The sequence below is a fragment of the Flavobacterium hercynium genome (assembly GCF_002217285.1).
GTDB classification, from domain to species: Bacteria; Bacteroidota; Bacteroidia; order Flavobacteriales; family Flavobacteriaceae; genus Flavobacterium; species Flavobacterium hercynium.
Map to the genome: position 1 here is coordinate 116058 of NZ_MUGW01000009.1, position 18550 is coordinate 134607.

18 protein-coding genes are annotated in these 18550 nt (G+C 33.0%); 6 read left to right on the forward strand and 12 right to left on the reverse strand.

The window, feature by feature from the left end:
* Positions 1–21: 21 nt before the first annotated feature.
* Both B0A66_RS05135 and B0A66_RS05140 read left to right on the forward strand, forming a co-directional pair.
* Positions 22–324 (forward strand): HigA family addiction module antitoxin, encoded by a 303-nt coding sequence (locus B0A66_RS05135; protein ID WP_089048785.1) that lies wholly within the window; start codon positions 22–24, stop codon positions 322–324.
* The gene (locus tag B0A66_RS05140) at positions 324–1634 is read left to right on the forward strand and encodes a phenylacetate--CoA ligase family protein (RefSeq protein ID WP_089048786.1); all 1311 of its coding nucleotides are present in this window, start codon (positions 324–326) and stop codon (positions 1632–1634) included. Before B0A66_RS05135 ends, B0A66_RS05140 begins: the two co-directional genes overlap by 1 nt.
* Here B0A66_RS05140 and B0A66_RS05145 read toward each other — a convergent pair whose 3' ends face one another.
* The gene (locus B0A66_RS05145) at positions 1635–2402 is read right to left on the reverse strand and encodes a glycosyltransferase family 2 protein (RefSeq protein WP_089048787.1); all 768 of its coding nucleotides are present in this window, start codon (positions 2400–2402) and stop codon (positions 1635–1637) included.
* A 30-nt stretch (positions 2403–2432) separates the two neighbouring features.
* Positions 2433–3416, reverse strand: coding sequence for a UDP-glucuronic acid decarboxylase family protein (locus tag B0A66_RS05150; RefSeq protein WP_089048788.1), 984 nt, complete (start codon positions 3414–3416; stop codon positions 2433–2435).
* Positions 3417–3676: 260 nt separating this feature from the next.
* Between B0A66_RS05150 and B0A66_RS05155 the strand changes: the two genes are divergently transcribed.
* The gene (locus B0A66_RS05155) at positions 3677–4753 is read left to right on the forward strand and encodes a glycosyltransferase (protein ID WP_089048803.1); all 1077 of its coding nucleotides are present in this window, start codon (positions 3677–3679) and stop codon (positions 4751–4753) included.
* Here the strand turns inward: B0A66_RS05155 and B0A66_RS05160 are convergent.
* The 8 genes from B0A66_RS05160 to B0A66_RS05195 form a co-directional block, all read right to left on the reverse strand.
* Positions 4722–5864 (reverse strand): O-antigen ligase family protein, encoded by a 1143-nt coding sequence (locus B0A66_RS05160; RefSeq protein WP_244283389.1) that lies wholly within the window; start codon positions 5862–5864, stop codon positions 4722–4724. The genes B0A66_RS05155 and B0A66_RS05160 overlap by 32 nt on opposite strands.
* Before the next feature lie 124 nt (positions 5865–5988).
* The gene (locus tag B0A66_RS05165) at positions 5989–7062 is read right to left on the reverse strand and encodes a hypothetical protein (RefSeq protein WP_089048790.1); all 1074 of its coding nucleotides are present in this window, start codon (positions 7060–7062) and stop codon (positions 5989–5991) included.
* Between the two features lie 41 nt (positions 7063–7103).
* Positions 7104–8129, reverse strand: a complete 1026-nt coding sequence (locus tag B0A66_RS05170; RefSeq protein ID WP_089048791.1) for a glycosyltransferase family 2 protein — start codon at positions 8127–8129, stop codon at positions 7104–7106.
* 11 nt (positions 8130–8140) lie between these two features.
* Positions 8141–9451 carry an MATE family efflux transporter gene (locus B0A66_RS05175; RefSeq protein WP_089048804.1) on the reverse strand — a complete coding sequence of 437 codons (1311 nt, stop codon included), beginning with the start codon at positions 9449–9451 and terminating at the stop codon, positions 8141–8143.
* A gap of 31 nt (positions 9452–9482) precedes the next feature.
* The gene (locus B0A66_RS05180; protein WP_089048792.1) at positions 9483–10475 is read right to left on the reverse strand and encodes a hypothetical protein; all 993 of its coding nucleotides are present in this window, start codon (positions 10473–10475) and stop codon (positions 9483–9485) included.
* 6 nt (positions 10476–10481) lie between these two features.
* A complete protein-coding gene (locus tag B0A66_RS05185; RefSeq protein ID WP_089048793.1) occupies positions 10482–12161 on the reverse strand; it encodes a DUF6909 family protein in 1680 nt (559 codons plus the stop codon).
* 38 nt (positions 12162–12199) lie between these two features.
* Positions 12200–13684, reverse strand: a complete 1485-nt coding sequence (locus tag B0A66_RS05190; protein WP_089048794.1) for a GH3 auxin-responsive promoter family protein — start codon at positions 13682–13684, stop codon at positions 12200–12202.
* 11 nt (positions 13685–13695) lie between these two features.
* Entirely contained in the window at positions 13696–14196 is a 501-nt protein-coding gene (locus B0A66_RS05195) for a peptidase (protein WP_089048795.1), read from the reverse strand.
* A gap of 208 nt (positions 14197–14404) precedes the next feature.
* Here B0A66_RS05195 and B0A66_RS05200 point away from each other — a divergent pair, with 208 nt between their 5' ends.
* From B0A66_RS05200 to B0A66_RS05210, 3 genes are all read left to right on the forward strand, one after another.
* A complete protein-coding gene (locus B0A66_RS05200) occupies positions 14405–14584 on the forward strand; it encodes a Sec-independent protein translocase subunit TatA/TatB (RefSeq protein ID WP_089048796.1) in 180 nt (59 codons plus the stop codon).
* A gap of 113 nt (positions 14585–14697) precedes the next feature.
* Positions 14698–16095 carry a glycosyl hydrolase family 8 gene (locus B0A66_RS05205; RefSeq protein WP_089048797.1) on the forward strand — a complete coding sequence of 466 codons (1398 nt, stop codon included), beginning with the start codon at positions 14698–14700 and terminating at the stop codon, positions 16093–16095.
* A gap of 588 nt (positions 16096–16683) precedes the next feature.
* Positions 16684–16917: a hypothetical protein gene (locus B0A66_RS05210; protein ID WP_089048798.1), complete on the forward strand. Its 234-nt coding sequence runs from the start codon at positions 16684–16686 to the stop codon at positions 16915–16917.
* A 279-nt stretch (positions 16918–17196) separates the two neighbouring features.
* On the opposite strand, the gene B0A66_RS05215 is transcribed toward B0A66_RS05210, so the two are convergent.
* A complete protein-coding gene (locus B0A66_RS05215) occupies positions 17197–18345 on the reverse strand; it encodes a DUF2931 family protein (RefSeq protein WP_089048799.1) in 1149 nt (382 codons plus the stop codon).
* A 24-nt stretch (positions 18346–18369) separates the two neighbouring features.
* On the reverse strand, positions 18370–18550 hold a 181-nt coding region (locus tag B0A66_RS22820; protein ID WP_165766584.1), incomplete at its 5' end, for a hypothetical protein.

The window sequence follows — 18550 nt, forward strand, 5'->3', positions numbered from 1 at the left end:
TTGGATCTAAAAATTATTGAAATGGAAAAATTAAAAAACATACACCCCGGTGAAATCTTACTAGAAGAATTTTTAATTCCGCTAAATATAACACCTTACCGTTTATCAAAGGATTTGAAAATTCCACAAACAAGAATTTCAGAAATCATTAAAGGAAACCGAAGAATTACGGCAGATACTGTTTTGAGATTAAGTCATTATTTTGGAAATTCAGCTAAATTTTGGCTGGGTCTTCAGGATGATTATGATATCGAAGAAGAAGAATCAAATAAAGGTCAGGAACTTAGATCGATTAAACCTTACGATATAAAAGAAGCTGTTTAATGATTTCTCTTTTCGACCTTTCCCTAAAATTAAATGGTTTTCCGATTGAGAAGGCCAAAGCCGAATTGAATGAAATTGTGAGTTTATCTGAAAAAGAATATGTCGAATTTCTTCAGAATAAAAAAGAAGAAATTGTCCGTTACCATTTAAACAACAACGCTTTTTATCAGGAATTAGTTCAAAACCGAAACGATTTAAAATGGGAAGAGTTACCCATTCTTAATAAACAAAATTTACAGAAACCTCTCGAAGAAAGATTGTCAAAAGGATATTCTTTAAAAGATGTGTACCTCAACAAAACTTCCGGATCCAGCGGAACACCTTTTATTTTTGCTAAAGATAAGTATGCGCATGCCTTAACCTGGGCGTCTAACATTATGCGTTTTGGCTGGTTCAAAATCGATTTTAATCATTCGTATCAAGCGCGTTTTTATGGAATTCCAATGGATTTTGTTGGCTACCAAAAAGAACGTTTTAAAGATTTTTTGAGTCGCCGGTTTCGATTCCCGGTGTTCGATTTGTCTGATGCTGTTTTAGAAAAATTTCTTCAAAAATTCAAAACAAAAAAATTCGATTACATTAATGGTTACACGAGTTCAATTGTTTTGTTTGCCAAATATTTAGAACAAAATAATCTTATTCTAAAAGAAATCTGTCCTTCTTTAAAAGCTTGTTTTGTTACTTCAGAAATGCTTTTTGAATCGGATAAGAAATTACTGGAAAAGCAATTTGGTATTCCGATTATCAATGAATACGGAGCATCTGAATTGGATTTAATTGCTTTTGAAAATCCAAAAGGTGAATGGCAAATTAATGCTGAAACGCTTTTTGTTGAAATTTTAGACGAAAACAATCAAGTGCTTCCTTACGGAAAAGAAGGCCGAATTGTGATTACTTCTTTATTCAACAAAGCAAATCCTTTTATTCGATACGACATTGGAGATATTGGTATTTTAGACGAAAAAAGTACGCTGCAAAAACCAATCTTAAAAAAATTAGTTGGAAGAACCAATGATGTTGCGCTTTTGCCCAGCGGAAAAAAATCGCCTGGACTGACGTTTTATTATGTAACGAAAAGTATTATTGAAGATGATGGAAACGTAAAAGAGTTTATCATCAAACAAACTAAACTAGATACTTTTGAAATTGAATATGTTAGCATGACAGCATTAAATTCTGAACAAATTCAAAAAATAGAACAGGCAATTGCACTTTATCTGGAACCGAATTTGCATTTTACTTTTACCCGAAAAATGGTTCTGGAAAGAACGAATCGCGGGAAATTGAAACAGTTTAAATCAAGCCTTTAATTAGATCGTTTTTATATATCTCGGTTTAATAACCAATTGCGTAAATAAAAACCGAATCATAAGTACTGTAGAAAAAATCAGATTGTAACCATGAAAATCGCGGTACACCTGAAAATTATGTTTGATCAATTTTACTTTCGAAGATGAAATAGAATCTTTTCGGATTCTGTAAAACGCCAAAGGTTCCGGTACCGGTTTTGTTTCTTTTATTTGTTTTACAATAGTAAGCCACAAACGCCAATCTTGTCTTTTTTGTGTTGCAGTAATTACTACTTTTCCAAAATAATCAGCATCGTAAATGGCGGTTAGATTACCCACATAATTACAAAAAAACAATTGTTTATAGGTTAATTTCAGAGGCGCTTCTACTCGTCTGTGCAATGAATTTCCATCTTCATCGATACAATCATAAAAGCTAAACGTAAAAGGAAGATTATTTGTTTTCAGAAATTGTATTTGCTTTTCGAGTTTCGTCGGAAACCACAAATCGTCGGCATCCAGATAAGCAATGTATTTTCCAGTTGCTTTTTCGAGCGCTACATTTCGGGCATATCCATTTCCTGAATTTTTAGGCAATACAGAAAGTTTTATTCTGCGATCGTTAGCGGCAAAATCCTGTATTATTTTTACCGTGTCATCTGTCGAAGCATCATCGACTAAAATTATTTCCCAGTTCTGGTAAGTTTGGTCTTGAACGGATTGCAAAGTTGCACCAATGAACTTTTCAGTATTATAGGTTGGTATTATAATAGAAACTAAATCGTTCATTGGAGATCTTGTCTTTGCGCAATTCGCTTATTATTTTATGTAATTTGAAAAATCTTTGTGTTCTTCTTTTGAAAGTTCCTCTTTAGAAAGTGATCTGAAATAATCATACGTAATCTTCATTCCTTCAGAACGGCTTACTTTTGCTTCCCAACCTAATAATTCTTTTGCTTTAGTAGTGTCTGGCTGACGTTGTAAAGGATCATTTATTGGTAATGGGTGATAGACTACCTTTTGGTTAGTTCCTGTTAATTTAATGATTTCTTCTGCAAAATCTTTAATTGTAATTTCGTCAGGGTTTCCAATATTCACCGGAAATACGTAATCAGAGTGCAATAGTCTGAAAATACCTTCGACCTGATCGTCTACATAACAAAAAGAACGCGTTTGCATTCCGTCTCCAAAAATCGTTAAGTCTTCTCCACGAAGTGCCTGTCCGATAAAGGCAGGAATTACACGTCCGTCGTTGAGACGCATTCTTGGTCCGTAAGTATTAAAAATACGTACGATTCTGGTTTCTACACCATGAAAAGTATGATACGCCATGGTAATGGATTCCTGAAAACGTTTTGCTTCGTCATAAACACCACGCGGACCAATAGTATTTACGTTTCCGTAATATTCTTCTGTTTGAGGATGAACCAGCGGGTCTCCATATACTTCCGACGTGGAAGCAATTAATATTCTTGCTTTTTTTACGCGTGCTAAACCTAATAAATTATGTGTTCCCAATGATCCCACTTTTAAGGTCTGAATTGGAATTTTTAAATAATCTATTGGGCTTGCCGGCGAAGCAAAATGTAAAATATAATCTAAATCACCCGGAATATGTACAAACTTGGTGATGTCGTGGTGGTAAAATTCAAAATGCTCTAACTTAAATAAATGCTCTATATTTTTAAGATCTCCCGTAATCAGATTATCCATTCCAATAACATAATAGCCTTCTTTAATGAATCGGTCGCACAAATGCGATCCTAAAAATCCTGCTGCTCCGGTGATAAGTATTCTTTTCATAGTAATTATTTATACATCGCAAATGTAACTGATTTGAAAATTATAGAAACTATTCTAAAAGAGATATTATCGTTTAATGAATCGTATCATTTCTTCGTAATCAAAATTGACAATGCGGATACTATAGGAACTGCAAGATTTTCGGTTGTCTCTTGCATAATTCTATTTTGTGTGTAAATTTGTCCTAGTCTCAAATTTGCAAAGAATAAAATGCTAACCAGGAAAAATGTTTTTACTGTTCAATTTAAATGTATCACAAAGTGAAAGTTGTACATATTATTGAAGCTCTTGGTGGTGGTGTTTACACATACTTCAGAGATTTATCAAATTCTTTTGGTGATGATGAGATCAGGAATGATATAGAAACTACTATCATCTATAGTGGTAATCGTAAAGAAATTGATCGAAATAAAATAAAAAGTGAGTTCTCAACGGGAGTTAATCTTATTGAGATTAATATGGTTCGTGAGTTTTCTCTTTTTCAGGATTTTAAATCGACTTATAATTTAATAAAAGAACTTAAGAAAATTAATCCGGACGTCATTCATCTTCATTCCTCAAAAGCTGGTGTTCTGGGAAGAATTGCTTATTTTTTTATGTTCAAAAAGAAAAAGCTTTTTTATACTCCCCACGGATATTCCTTTCTCAGAACAGATATATCAAAAACAACCCGAAATATTTACCGGCAAATTGAACAAGTTTTTCAAAGTTTATTCAAGGGAACTATTATTGCTTGTGGAGATAGCGAATATGAAATTGCTTCCAAAATTGGAAAATCAGCATTAGTTCGAAACGGAATTGATGTAAAAAATATTAGTTGTTATTCTAAACCTCATCAAAACGAAAAATTAACCATCGGTATTATTGCGCGAATAACTGCTGCCAGAAATCCTTCATTTTTTAATGAAATTGCTTTACGATTTCCTCAGTACAATTTTCTTTGGATTGGTGATGGAGAATTAAATCATTTGATTACAGCACCAAACATAAAAATCACAGGATGGATTTTAGACCGTGAAAAAGTTTTAGAACAATTAAATACTATTGATATCTACATGCAAATTTCGCTGTGGGAAGGATTACCAATTGCCGTTTTAGAAGCGATGGCAATGCAAAAACCGGTAGTTGCTACTAATATTATTGGCAATAAAGATATTGTTGTACATAAAAATACTGGTTTCCTTTTTGATCATATTGACGAATTAGATCTCTATTTTAAAATTCTTGAAGACGCAAATACGAGAATTACTTTTGGAGAAAATGGTCTCACCAGATGCCTGGATTTATTTGATAAGAACAAAAACTTTAAAGAATTGGCTTTACTTTATCAACAGTAATTTTTTGCTGAAGCCAAAAACTTCCAAAAATAGAAAACCACAGACCGCTAAAGGCTATTCCATCAAAACGAATCAGAAAATCATCGGTAAGATTGGAAGTAAAAAAAAGAAAGAAAAACGAAATAATTATTGCGTTTTTTAAATCATATCCCAAATACCCAATTGTAAAAATATAGAGAACAACTACAACTGGTCCTAAAATACCAAATTTAAGCAGGAAATCAAGAAATTGATTATGCGTTGGAAACTCATATTTAGCTAGAAATTGCTGATTAGTTTCTTTATAATATTTGAATAATTCGGGTTTTCCATCTGAAGAACCTACTCCAAAAGGTAGCTTTTTTACTGATAATTCCCAAGCCGATTTCCATATTGAAACCCTTGTTACTAAGGCATTAAAGACTTTTACTTCAGGATTTTCAATTTCATCAAGCTTTCCAATTTTATCCATGTAGGCAAATGTTACAGAAGAATATTTTTGCTTCATGTATGGATTTTGCTGTACAAATACATAAAGCAGACTACTCAAAACTACAAATAGAATACTGAACGTTATCAGCACTTTTAGAACATTGTATTTTTTAAAAATTTCAAGGAAAAAAACGATTACAAACCCTGCTAATGCATTAAATAATGCCATTCGGGTATTTACAAATAAAACAAAGAAAAAAGATCCGGCAAAGATTATAAAACGGCCTGTTTTGATTTTGAGTGTTTCATTTACACTGAAACTATAAAAAACAAAATAAAGATTGCAAATAGCGACAAAAGCCAAATGCATATTTAGCGCCGGTGCATGTATTCCTAATGTGTCTGCGAATTTATATCCCATTTCCCATAAATCATTTCCATTAAGATATTTATTTACAAGCTCCGGGTAAAAAACAAAAAAGCGAACAAAGAAAAAAAGCAAAAGCGCTGTTGTTACGCTACTATAATACTGCACAATTTTAATAAACTGAACACGTTGGTAATTTCCCAAAATAAATACCGGAAACAATAACAGAGAAAGATCTTTTTCTAAGGATTTTAATCCGTCTGAAAATGAATCGTTTTTCCAGAACAATACAATTTCCAAGATAAGAGGTGATGCTATACAAACTGCTAACAATAATGATTGTTTTGTAAATTGTAATCTTTTTAAAAACAATAGATTAAACAACGAAAAAACGATTATCAAAAGTGTGCAAGGTTTTCTAAAAATCATTAGCACCGCTATTAAAATCAGGAAAAAATTAAATATTCGGGTAAAGTTCTTTTCGGAAAGATTCATAGTATAATGCAAAATAAATTAAAGGAAAAACACCTATTTTATGTCGAACAGCCGAACCAAGGTCAGGTTCAAAAACACCTTGAATTATAAAAAAAGAAAACAATATCAATAAAATAGCAAGTTCATAACGGTATTTTTTTCTTTGCTTTAAACATTTTGAAAATCTAACCAACAAAATATAAAAAAGCAATAACTGCCATATTACAAAGAGAATAATTTGCGGCGATAAAATATGCTTTAGTCCATTTATGGGAATGTTAACTGTAAAGAATCCATAAATAATGGCAACTAATTCCCCATACCACGTATCTGCCTTTAATGGAGATGTAATGCTGGAATTAGAATCTTGCGCCCCTACTCTGGTACTGTTTACAACTTCTCTGGTAATCTCTGAGAAATGTTGCCCTTTTAAAACACCATAGGATAACGACAAGAAAATTATTATTAGCAAACCATAAAAAATGGTCGAAAGGGTTTTATTTTTAAAATTAATAAAACTCACACAGTACATTCCAAAACCTATTATTGGAATCAATGCAAAATACGGACGATACAGTAAACCAAATACAAACAGAATAAAAACGGCGCAAAGAATTGATTTTTGAAATGAAATTTTATCATTCATAAAAACAAAAACAATGGTAGAAACAGACAAGTAAGTAATAAACTCTTTAGATGGCATTGATATAAAAACGGCAATCATAAAAAAGCCCAGATAAACCAAGCCGTTTTTTATATTCAGTTTTTCAAAATCATTTGGGATTCCAATTTTATACAAAACATAAATTAAAATAGGGAATTGCAATAATCCTATCACAGGAAAAGGAAGATGCCGTAAACCTGTTATTTTATAAAATAGAATCGTTAGCGGATAACTTCCTATCAATCCTATTTCATTGCCTTTATCGTAAATAATAATAGCGGCATCATAAAAAAACTTGGGTGGTAAAATAAAAAAAACACAACCAGCCACAATCAAATTAGCCATTGCTATTAGCAGGAACGCTGCTTTATTTTTTTTTACAAGTATTGGCATATTGCTTGACTTTATCCTTTTATTTTTTTAATTCTACTTTTCTATTTTCTTTTGTTTACTCTGTTTTGTTTACTCATGGCTGTTTTAATTCTGTATCCGTTCAGGAAAAATATCAGCATTCTAAAGGACATAAATTTATAAAACACCATGACTTTATCAACCTTTATATTATTCCCTTTCTTTAATAGATATCTCCATGAAAAAATATCACGCCATACAGCCTTTCTCATTTTAGAAGATAGTACATAAAAATCTTTTAAAATCACAACATAATAACATCCCCAGTAATTTTGAATTGCCTGATTCAAAATTTCAGATTCTTTGTATGGTGAATTTAGACCTTTTTTTACCATCGTATAAACATCGTGTATATGCTTTTCATTTACAGTTGATGTTATTGATCCTAATCTTGCTTGGCGATAGCTGTAAAAAGACTTAGGATAAATACTAAATGTCTTTAGACAACGTATCAATTCTCCGCACCATTCTATATCTTCCGATTTTTTCCCTAAAGGAAAAAACAATTTGTTTTCTGTTAAAATGGATCTTTTAATCACTTTATCCCAGGCGCTGGCAGCAAACAAATCATAATAAACAAGGTTCAAAACCTCATCTTCAAATTTCCCTGATTTATTTGTAATGAAACGTTGGTTGTTTTTATAAACAGCATCTTTCTCCGAAAAAAAACGAGTCTCTTCATGCAGCACTACATCAGGATGTCCTTCTTTTATTAAATTGTTTAATTCTTCTAAGACTGTTTCGCCCATCCAAAAATCATCACTATCTGTAAAAATAATATAATCTCCTTCAGCATTTCGCAGTCCGTCGTTTCTTGCTGCAGAAAGACCTTCATTTTCTTTAGTAATAAGCTTAATGTTTTGTAATCTCTTTTGATACTCTACACAAATAGCTAATGAAGAATCTGTAGAACCGTCATTAACTAAAATAATTTCAAAATGAGAATAGGTCTGACATATAATGCTATCCAAACATTGTCGCAGATAATCTTCGACATTGTAAACCGGAATTATTATACTAAAAAAAACATCTTCTTTTTGAATATCCATTTTATATCGTATTAACTCAAAAATACTTTGACTTTATCTTTTTTATAAATGATTACTGCTGAAACAAAATTCCAAAAGAATGAACTCGAAACAAAGGCGATTGCGGCTCCGGTCATTCCGTAAACGGGAATTAAAAATCGGTTTAAAAGTAAATTGATTATTACAGCAACAATTAAAATAATCTGAAAGATATGTTGTCTTCCTGTCATATTCAAATAAATTGGTGCTGTTCCAAATGCTGAACAAATTCCCTGACCGATAATTAATATCAAAAAAGCTTTTTGTGCTGCAATATATTGATCACCAAAAAAAGATAAGATATAGGCTGATAGCACACACATCATAACTACAACCGGCAATGTTATACCGAAAATTAAACGTACACTTTTTGTAACTGTTTTTTTTAATTCTTCGATATTTCGAGTTGCAAAATGTTCTGCAATTTTTGCCGAAACTGTAGTATTGATCGTTACAATTATAACAGATACAATTGTCATTAACTTAACTCCAACAGAATAAAAAGCAACCGTTTCGTCATTACGATATTTCTTCAAAAACATAATATCAAAACAGAGTAACAAAAAAATTGCCATTCCGCTAATTGCAATCGGATACGATTTTAAAAAAACCTCTTTAGGAGAAATTTCGACTTTATTATTAATGTGCTGTTCTACAATATTTCTAAAATAAATAATAACGAGTACGGAACTTATAAAAGATAATGCTACAAAACCAATCAAAAAGACATCAACTAAATAGGTTTCTTTTTGCCAATAAAACAATAGTATTGAACCAACAATTAAAGGAACATACTTTAGAATATTACGGCATAATTCAGCAACATAAATTTTTTCTAAAGCACGAAAAACTTCTGTATTTAAAGTAAATAATCCATGGAAAAATAAAGTAGCAGCTCCTTTCAAGAGTATCGAATATACTTCTTGATCTGAAAAATAGTTGTTTATAAACTTTTTGTCAATTAATAAAATAATAACCAGAACTACTAATGACGTCACAAAAAGCATTGCAACCATTTTTACATAGATATTTTTTAATTCTCCAATTCCGCTCGTGTTAACCAAACGGCCTTTGAAATATAAAATAGACTGATCAAAACCCAGCAAACAAATACTTCCAATAGCTAAAAGAAAAGAACGCACAAAATCGTACTGACCAATAATTTTAGGACTAAAGGATTTCGTTAAAAAAATAGTGAAACCAAACAGAAGAACAACTCCAAAAATTCTTAAAAACAGCGTAATAAAGCTTCGCTTAATAAATGAGTTTTGCTTAATTTTTCTAAGAATATCTTTGATTTTCAATTTATTTTGATGCTTAAATGACAAACCGTTTTTAGCTGTTAGTTTGCTTATGTTTAGAAAGCTGACTATTGTAAAATTTGATAAATAAAGTAATGAATACAAAAATTAGAATAAAGAAGAATGGAAGTAAATATTTAAAATTTCCATCCAAAATTTTTGAGTCATTAATGTTTAAATTCAAATCAACATCTTGTATGGTTTTATCAGACCTGATTAATTTTATTCTGTTTTCTCCCTGCTCTTCAATCAGTTTCTTCTTTGTTTCTATGATATCATTTAGTGGCGAGCTGTCACTTACATAAACAAGTTTGTTGTTTTGAGATACACTTCTTTCATTGTTTCCCACACTTCTCAAAACACGATCTATTTGAGCAATAATAGTATCATTTTGAGCAATCTCCTGCTCCAGATTCTTTCGTCCAATTTTTTGAACGGCTACATAATATTCCGAATTATTTAAATATTTTAAAATTGGTTCAGCAATATTTTTTCTATCTACAGCCTTACCTGAAATAAATGAAATGGTATGAAAAGTGTAGTTTCTACTAGTTACCTTATCTTCCAGAACTTTTTTAATTTCACCAACCTCAGCCATTAATTTAATGAGTTCTAAATTTTGTTTGTTTTCATGAACAAATTTATACACATCCGTAATAGGCTTAATCTCTATTTTCCCAATCGCGCCCGGATCCGAAATTCCAACCTCATTTTTTAAAAAATCAACATCGCCGGAACTTATTTTTGCTTGCAGTAAATTTATTTTATCATACAAATAATCAACGCTTCCAAAATTAGGAGACACCACAATTTGATTGTCGTATGATTTTTTGTTTTTATCTAAGTACCAGCCTAACCCAAAACCAACTGCGACAATAACCAAAGCTAAAATCCAGTTTCGAACAAAAAAATGAATTGCTCTGAACAAAACAGCATTTAACCTGTCAAAAAAACTGCTTATACTTTTTGAAATATCAAAAATATCAATTTCCTGATCTGATTGGTTTTGGGGTACTTTTGTACTCATTTAGGATTATTTTATATTGAATATTTGTTCTAAAATTTTAATGGTAATTAAGTACGTTGGCTTAACACCTGTTGTTCCTAATCCTCCTGATGCTAATGTACTTCCTGTTTCTAAAGGATTATCAGAAGCATAATAAGCATAACGCACCTTAATATCCTGAGGCACACTTTTTCTGATTTTCGATGCGGACTGAATCGCTTTCTGATAATATGATCCTTCCATTTCAAGACCAATTACACCCCAGGTCGATTCGTAAAAGAATTTCAATAAATCTCTGTTTTGCAATGACGTTCCAAGAACCGTAACCATTGCGCCTTCGTACACATCGATATCATTTCCGGCAAACATAGCCCCAGTTAATTCATTTTCAAAGAAATAGTTATCAGCTGTTCCCTCATTGATATGTGCTGACGGAATCATGATATCGCCTTTTCCTCCTTCAAGAATTCCAGCCTTACCCATAATCGATACCGATCTTACTTCCAATAAAGTATCTTTTTTATACGGTTTCAAAAGTTCATCAATAGTTTCGTATGCCTGCTCACCAAAAGCATAATCCATTACAATAATAACGGGTGCTGCTTCATCAAGCTTCGTTTTTGGAAAGGCTGTTTTCGCCCAGTCAATTTTAGCCGAATCAAAAATCTGAACATCAATGTTGGTTCCCGAAGTATCCGGTAACGAAATCATTCCGTTCTTCAATGCCAATTCTTCTACTTGCCCTCTAATTTCTTTTGAACCCGACTTACTTAATTCTTCATAAATGAAAAAATCAGATTTGTCTTTGAATTTCGTTTTTAGCATTGGCGTAGCAAAAATAGAATTCATTACACTGTGCATGTTCGCACTAATAACGTGAATTGGTCGCTTTAAAAGATTATTTGCCTTTAAAACTTCTTTGATATTCGTTGCCCAGATTTCACCATGAATGTGGTGTCCTAAACGTTCTCTTAACACAGGGCTAAAAGTTATCGTTCTCTTATTATTGCCAACTATTTCTTCGATGGCTAATTTTCCTAACCAATAGATGACGTGCAAAAATCGGTCTGGAGCATTTTCAGAACCAAAAGCATCGTAGATATCTAAAACCTCTTCGAATGTTCGTGCTAAAATATTAGCTACATGCGAGATTGCTTTTTCTTTTTCTACCAGCGATAATTTTTTAGTCTGCAAAATCGCCTGTTCCAGTTTCAGCCAGTCGCGGGACACTTCTCCTCCGTCGTCTAGTAAAACTCTGTCTTTTATTTTATGCGATTCGATAAAAATAAACGTTAGATGCGTCAAAATATCGTAAATATCAGAACGTCCACGTGTAATTTCGACATTCATTTGTTCCTCGTCGATTCGGTAACAATTACGTCTTCTTTTTGGAGGAACGATGGGCTGAAAATGTGATTTCGAATATCCTTCGTCCGAAGTTAAGTTGATAAATCGGCATTGCTCGATACCAATTGGTAAACGCTCAATTACGTACAAAAGTCCGTTTAGCTCTACTTTTTCTTCGCCTATATTTCCGTAAATTTCCGGACGTAATGCCAGTAATGATTCTCTTAAACTATCGCCCGAAACTCCCATTGGTTTATAAAAACCACGGTTGAATAAATGGCGCATAGTAATGTACATTTTTTCGATTGCTGCAGATGATTCCTGCGCTCTTGATCTTGATATATGTTTGGTCTCTTTCATGCTTGTATATTTTCGAACTTATAACTTTAAGTTCCTTATTATTTCAAATTATCTGCAATATCTCTATTATTCGATAATCTTGGTATTTTATTTTGTCCTCCTAATTTTCCCTGCGATTTCATATACTCCTGAAATCCGTTCTTGGATACTTTTGTTATGACTACTTTTTGCAACACACTTCCGGTAATCAAATCGTCGTAATAAATATTTTGCCTGCGCATGGCATCGTCTATCGTTGCGGCAAAAGTATTGATGTTTTCCGGTTCATTTTCAAATTCTATAAACCATTCGTGATACGGCAATCCGCTTGACGGATTTATTTGCGGTGCCACTGTAAATTCACTAATTACAATATTAGTTCCCTCTGTTGCTTCTCTCATTGCATTTTCGACTTCATTCGCAATAACGTGCTCACCAAAAGCAGATATAAAATGTTTGATCCGTCCTGAAACTATAACACGATGCGGAAACAAACTGGTAAACTGAACAGTATCACCAATATTATAACCCCAAAGTCCTGCATTTGTCGAAATAATCAATGCATAGTTTATGCCCAGCTCTACTTCGCCAATAGTATACCTTTTTGGGTTTTCATTAAAAAATTCGTCTGTTTTTATAAACTCATAAAAAATTCCGGAGTTCAAAAGTAACAGCATTCCTTTTTCTTTTTGAGAATCCTGGTACGCAAAAAAACCTTCAGAAGCCGGAAACAATTCAATGCTGTCCACTTTTCTTCCAATCATTTTTTCGAACTTGGCGCGGTACGGTTCATAATTAACGCCTCCGTAAATAAACAAGTTGAAATTTTTAAACAACTCGCCAATCGTTTTTCCTCCACTTTTTTCCTGTAGCTTTTCAAAATACATCTGAACCCAAGATGGAATTCCCGAAATAATCGTCATATCCTCCGAGATTGTTTCCTCTACAATCGCATTTACCTTTGTTTCCCAGTCTTCAATACAATTGGTAGCCAAAGATGGCATTCTGTTCTTTTGTAAATACTTAGGAACAAAGTGCGCTACAATACCTGATAATCTTCCAAATTTAATTCCGTATTTCTCTGTCAATATAGGACTTCCCTGCAGAAAAATCATTTTTCCATCGACAAAACCAGCCTTACCCGTTTCGTGTATGTAATGGAGTATGGCGTTTCGCGCAGCTGTAATATGATACGGCATAGACTCTTTGGTAAGCGGAATGTATTTTGCTCCGGATGTTGTTCCGGATGTTTTGGCAAAATAAAGCGGTTTTCCTTTCCAGAGAATATTTTCTTCGCCCGTTCGCACTTTATCGATATACAATTTCAAATCCTCATAGTCACGAATCGGCACCTGATTCTGAAAATCCTGAATCGTTTTTATCTCATCAAAATGGTGGTCTTTTCCAAATTGCGTATTCTTGGCAGTGTTTATTAAATTATGAAATACTGCAAGTTGTGTTTCGACAGGTTTAGCAGCCCAGGATTTGGTACTCTTGTATATTTTGGCAGCAAATACTTTTGCAGCAATAGATTTAATAGACATTTTTGGCAGTATTATTTTTTACCTTGTTTCTTTTTACCTTCAGGCTTTGCTCCAGCTTCCTGTTCTATTTTTGCTACTTCTTCTCTTAGTTTAAGTTCTTCTTTACTTGCATCCAGATTTAAATTAGGAACTTCTTCTTTTTCAGACAGAATAGAATCTTTATTAAAATGTGCATGTTCCAGCTCACCTCGTATTACCTTTTGAATTCCTTTGATATACGCTTCGTTATCTTTCAGCGCTTTTTCTAATGAATCTGATTTTATGGCCAATTCTGTTGCATTCTTTTTCAGTTCAGAAGAAGAATATCCGGGAATAAATTCGCGCAAAGGCGTAAAAGCAATAATGTAAGTTGTAATTAATATTAAGAATATCCCACCTAAAGTAAACGTAACAAAAACATTCATTAAATTGAGTTTGAATGAAAAAATCTCTTCAAAAGTATTGTCATTCAAAATCACCAAACGATTTTTTGTGAATAATTTTTTTCTGAAATTCTTTTTTTTCTTAGCCATTTAATTTCTGTATTATGAGCAAATATAATAATTTATCAGGTTGTTGATGCTTCCAAAATTTGAAGGAATTGACTTAAATACGGAATTTAAAGAATATTTAACGTAAATTGAGATGAAAAATTACGCTAAAAACAATTGTCGTTTATTAATTCTAATTACCTTTGCCTAAAATTATATACAAATTTGCTTCGGCATTAAATATACAATCATGGGAAGATTAGGTCTAACAGAAATCCTCGTAATAGTAGGTATTGTGATATTACTTTTTGGAGGTAAAAAAATTCCGGAATTAATGAAAGGTTTAGGAAGCGGAATTAAGGAATTTAAGAACGCTGCCAAAGACGATCAACCAGCTCCTGTTAAAAAAGAAGAGGAAGAAGTTAAATAATAACCTTCAGCGTATTGAGAATCCCAAATTAAAATCATCAGATTTTAGTTTGGGATTTTTTTTGTATCTAAAAAATCTTACTTTTATGGTCCCAAATTAAAACAATTTTAAATATGAAAAACCTACTCGTTTTTACTATTGCTTTTTTGTGCCTTACAAGTAACGCACAAAAGCATCCCTTTCCCGCCAACCTTACTTTTAGCAACGGACTTATGGCCGCTTCAAAAAGTGGTCAGGATGCGGTGAACAATTACAATCTCTGGAAAATCAATTTTGTAGAACAATGCAATAACGGACGCTACCGCGTAAAATTTGATAATCCGGGCGAAACCGTTTCTGAAGGTATTGGTTACGGAATGCTGCTTGCTGTTTACGCAACCGACAGAACGCTGTTTGACGGTTTTTGGCAATTTTATAAAGACAATGTCAACGTAAATGGCGTAATGAACTGGAAAATCAACGGTTGCTCTTTTGGCACCAATGGTTATAATGGCGCTACCGATGCTGAACTGGATGTTGCCTTTGCGCTCATTATGGCCGACTATCAATGGGGAAGCACTGGAGCCATAAACTACAAAAGTGCAGCAACAACCCTAATTGCAGCAATCAAAACACACGAAGTAGAAGCCAATACTTTTGTACTAAAACCTGGAGATCAATTCGGCGGAAGCCAAATCACCAACGCTTCTTATTTCTCTCCAGCCTACTACCGCATTTTTGGTACGTTTACCAACGATACCACTTTTTGGAATGCAGTTGCGGCAAAGTCCTATACCGTTATCAACAATAATTTAACCGTAAACAATGCCGCTGGAGGTTTAGTATCAGACTGGTGTCAGGAATCCGGCGCCTATTCTCCGCAAGCCTCAGGTTACAACAACCAGGGCAGATCCTATGGTTATGATGCTGCAAGAACTCCTTGGAGAATTGCAGTCGATTATGTGTGGAACGGCAATGCCAGTGCTAAAACCTACGCTAAAAAAGCATCTGATTTTGTTCGTGTAAACCTTGGCGGTTCTGCCAATATCAAAGACGGTTATAACCAAAACGGAACATTAAGCGGACAATGGCACAATGCTACTTTTGTTGGCGCCTTTGCCTGCGCCGCAATGGCGGGCGAAAATCAAGCGCATTTAAATGCCTCTTACAACGACCTTAATCAGCTTAATGAACCGAATAGTTATTTCAATCAAACTCTTAAAACCTTGTACCTGTTTTTATTAACCGGTAATTTCTATCAACCTCAACAGGCAACATTAGGTCAGGAACAATTTGATATCGAAAAAGCTACTGTTACCATTTATCCAAATCCAAGTAACGATATTTTTAGCGTTACCGCTCCTGAAAAATCTGTAATCGCTGTAATTTCTCCACAAGGAAAAGTTATTTCGCAACAACAAGCAAAAGCAGAAGTAACCGAAATAAATTTAGCCCACCAAGCTGCCGGTTTGTATTTGATAAAAATTACAAACGAAAATAAAAGCGTTACCAAAAAGGTGCTTTTAAAATAACCCGAAAACTACAAAACCTGTCCCGAATATTTTGGACAGGTTTTTTTAATATCAAAAAATTGGAAATTCGATTTTTCAGGAGCTATTCCTGCTGTCCTTCCAAATCTTTTATGTCCGCCGCGGCGGACACAAAAGGATTTTCCCTCCCATCAGGGCTAGGAAAATAGGTTTCAAAAGACAATTCTTTCAATATTCAAACCCAACATTTCATTATGACAAAAGGACAAAAAGGAGGTTGTAAAAAAATAAGCGTCTAGAATGAGCCTACTTTAAACAGCATAAAAAAATCCGCATCAATCCGTGTCTTCGCATAGCGAATCAGTATCATCCGCGTCATAAACAAGACAAAGTAGCCATAATCTTTGTCGAGTTTCTTGCGAAGATTTCTCCTTCATAAAAGACAAGATTGCGGAATTTCTTATAATGTTTACGCGGGTTTTACTATCTTTGCGGCTCTTAAATCTTCACATTAAGAACAAAATTAAATTTCCCTTATGTTATGTAGTAAAGTTCCGAAAGGGCTTTGACGCCGTGAAGAAGCGTAAGACTGCTAAGGCATAAGGGTTTTTATTCTTAAATCTTCACATTATGAGTACAAACACTTTTTCAAAAGAAACCGAACAAAGGTTATCTGATTTTTTTAACCACACCATTGCGCCAGATCAAATGGCTAAAGCGCTAAGACAGGCAAACTTTCTTCTCGCTTTAGGACTTATGAGAGAAAATGAAACGCTTCAATTGGAGTTAACAAAATTAGAAAACAGCTTTTATTGGCTCAATGAATTAGCCGAAATCTTAAATCCTCACCTCAATTTGGAATAAGATTTTAGTTTGAATTTACAAAAAACGGAAAACCTCGATTTAATAAAAAGTCGAGGTTTTTTTGTTTGTAATTTTAATTGATTTTTGTGTGTCTACAAGTATAATATTTATGACATTAGAATTTATTAATCAGATTTATATATTTTATTATTTACTATTTAATAAGTCAAAAACAATTCAAAAATAAAATATAGTAAAATAAAAAAAAATGCTAAATGATTAAATCGATCAGGTCTTTCAAATTTGTAAGCTTCTGTATAATTTAACTAATTCCCATTCTTATTTCTCCTGCCAATATTCAAAATCTGTTGGTTTTGTTAATGCTTTTCTACCTTCCCATTTAGGGAACACAAAACCTTTAGGAAGCGAATAATATGGATATGTTCTTTTTGTTTTCCCATCATACTTCTCTAATTGAAAAGTCATAATCTTATCTTTATAACTATTATTAACTAAATAAATATTACCATCCACTGAGTTCTTTCCAGTATTATTTTTTATTGTTATTAAAAGTTTATCGCTTTTCTTTTTTAAAAACATACTTAATAAATTTTGAGGTAAAACGATATTTCCACTAAACCATTCCTTTTCATCTTTAGAATACCATTGAAAATGAAATTCAACAGGCAATTTGTACTGATGCTTTACTCTAACTTTTTTATTATTTACTGCCATATCTGAGCCCCATGGAAGAAATGAATTTGTATCATTCAACTCAAACCATGATCCATCTTTAGTATAAAAAATCATATCATAATCATACTTTTCTTCGCTGCTAAAAACAATATCATAAGTATACTTTTTTTCTCCTGTTTCCCAAATATCATATGGAATTCCATGTAAATAACGAAATATATTTACCTTACCGTTTAAAAATTCTTTTGACGCTAAGATTTTTGATTCTATTCTCTCAGCTTCCTCACTCTCTCTATATATACCAATACTTTTTACTTTAAATTTGCATATTTCAGTACTTGCCTGTCCTCCTTGTAGCCAAACTGTAACATTCCCTCCCAGAGCCATACCTGTAGTTATTAACCCATATCTTACTAAACCAAAAGGATCCATAAAATCTTTTTTGAAAAGGGCTATCATTTTTTCTCTAGGTAGTTTATATCCTCCACTATAATAATATCCGTCATTAGCACAAATCCATTTTACAGAAACACTATCGGGAACAGCTTTAAATTTATCTCCACCGTCATATCCTCCACTTGTAATTCCCCACCCCGGATCAGAACCAATGTTTGCAGAAGCACCACCAATACTTTTACCATTATAAAAATATTCTACAAATGGTCCGCCATTACCGTAATACTTCGGCGCAGACAAACCTGCATTCCATGCAAAAGTATCTTTTGGCTGGCAACCTAAAAATAGAAAAGTCACCAGTAAACTGCACAAATAATAAATTTTTCTATGGCTCATAACGCTCTCGCTTAAATTGTAGTTTTATTTCTCCTGCCAATATTCAAAATCTGTTGGTTTTATTAATGCTTTTCTACCTTCCCATTTAGGGAACACAAAACCTTTGGGAAGCGAGTATTTTGAAACTGGATACTCTTTCTTTTCTAAATTAAATTTAGCAGCTCTGAATTTCATAATTTCTATTCTACCCTTAGAATTACCAAAC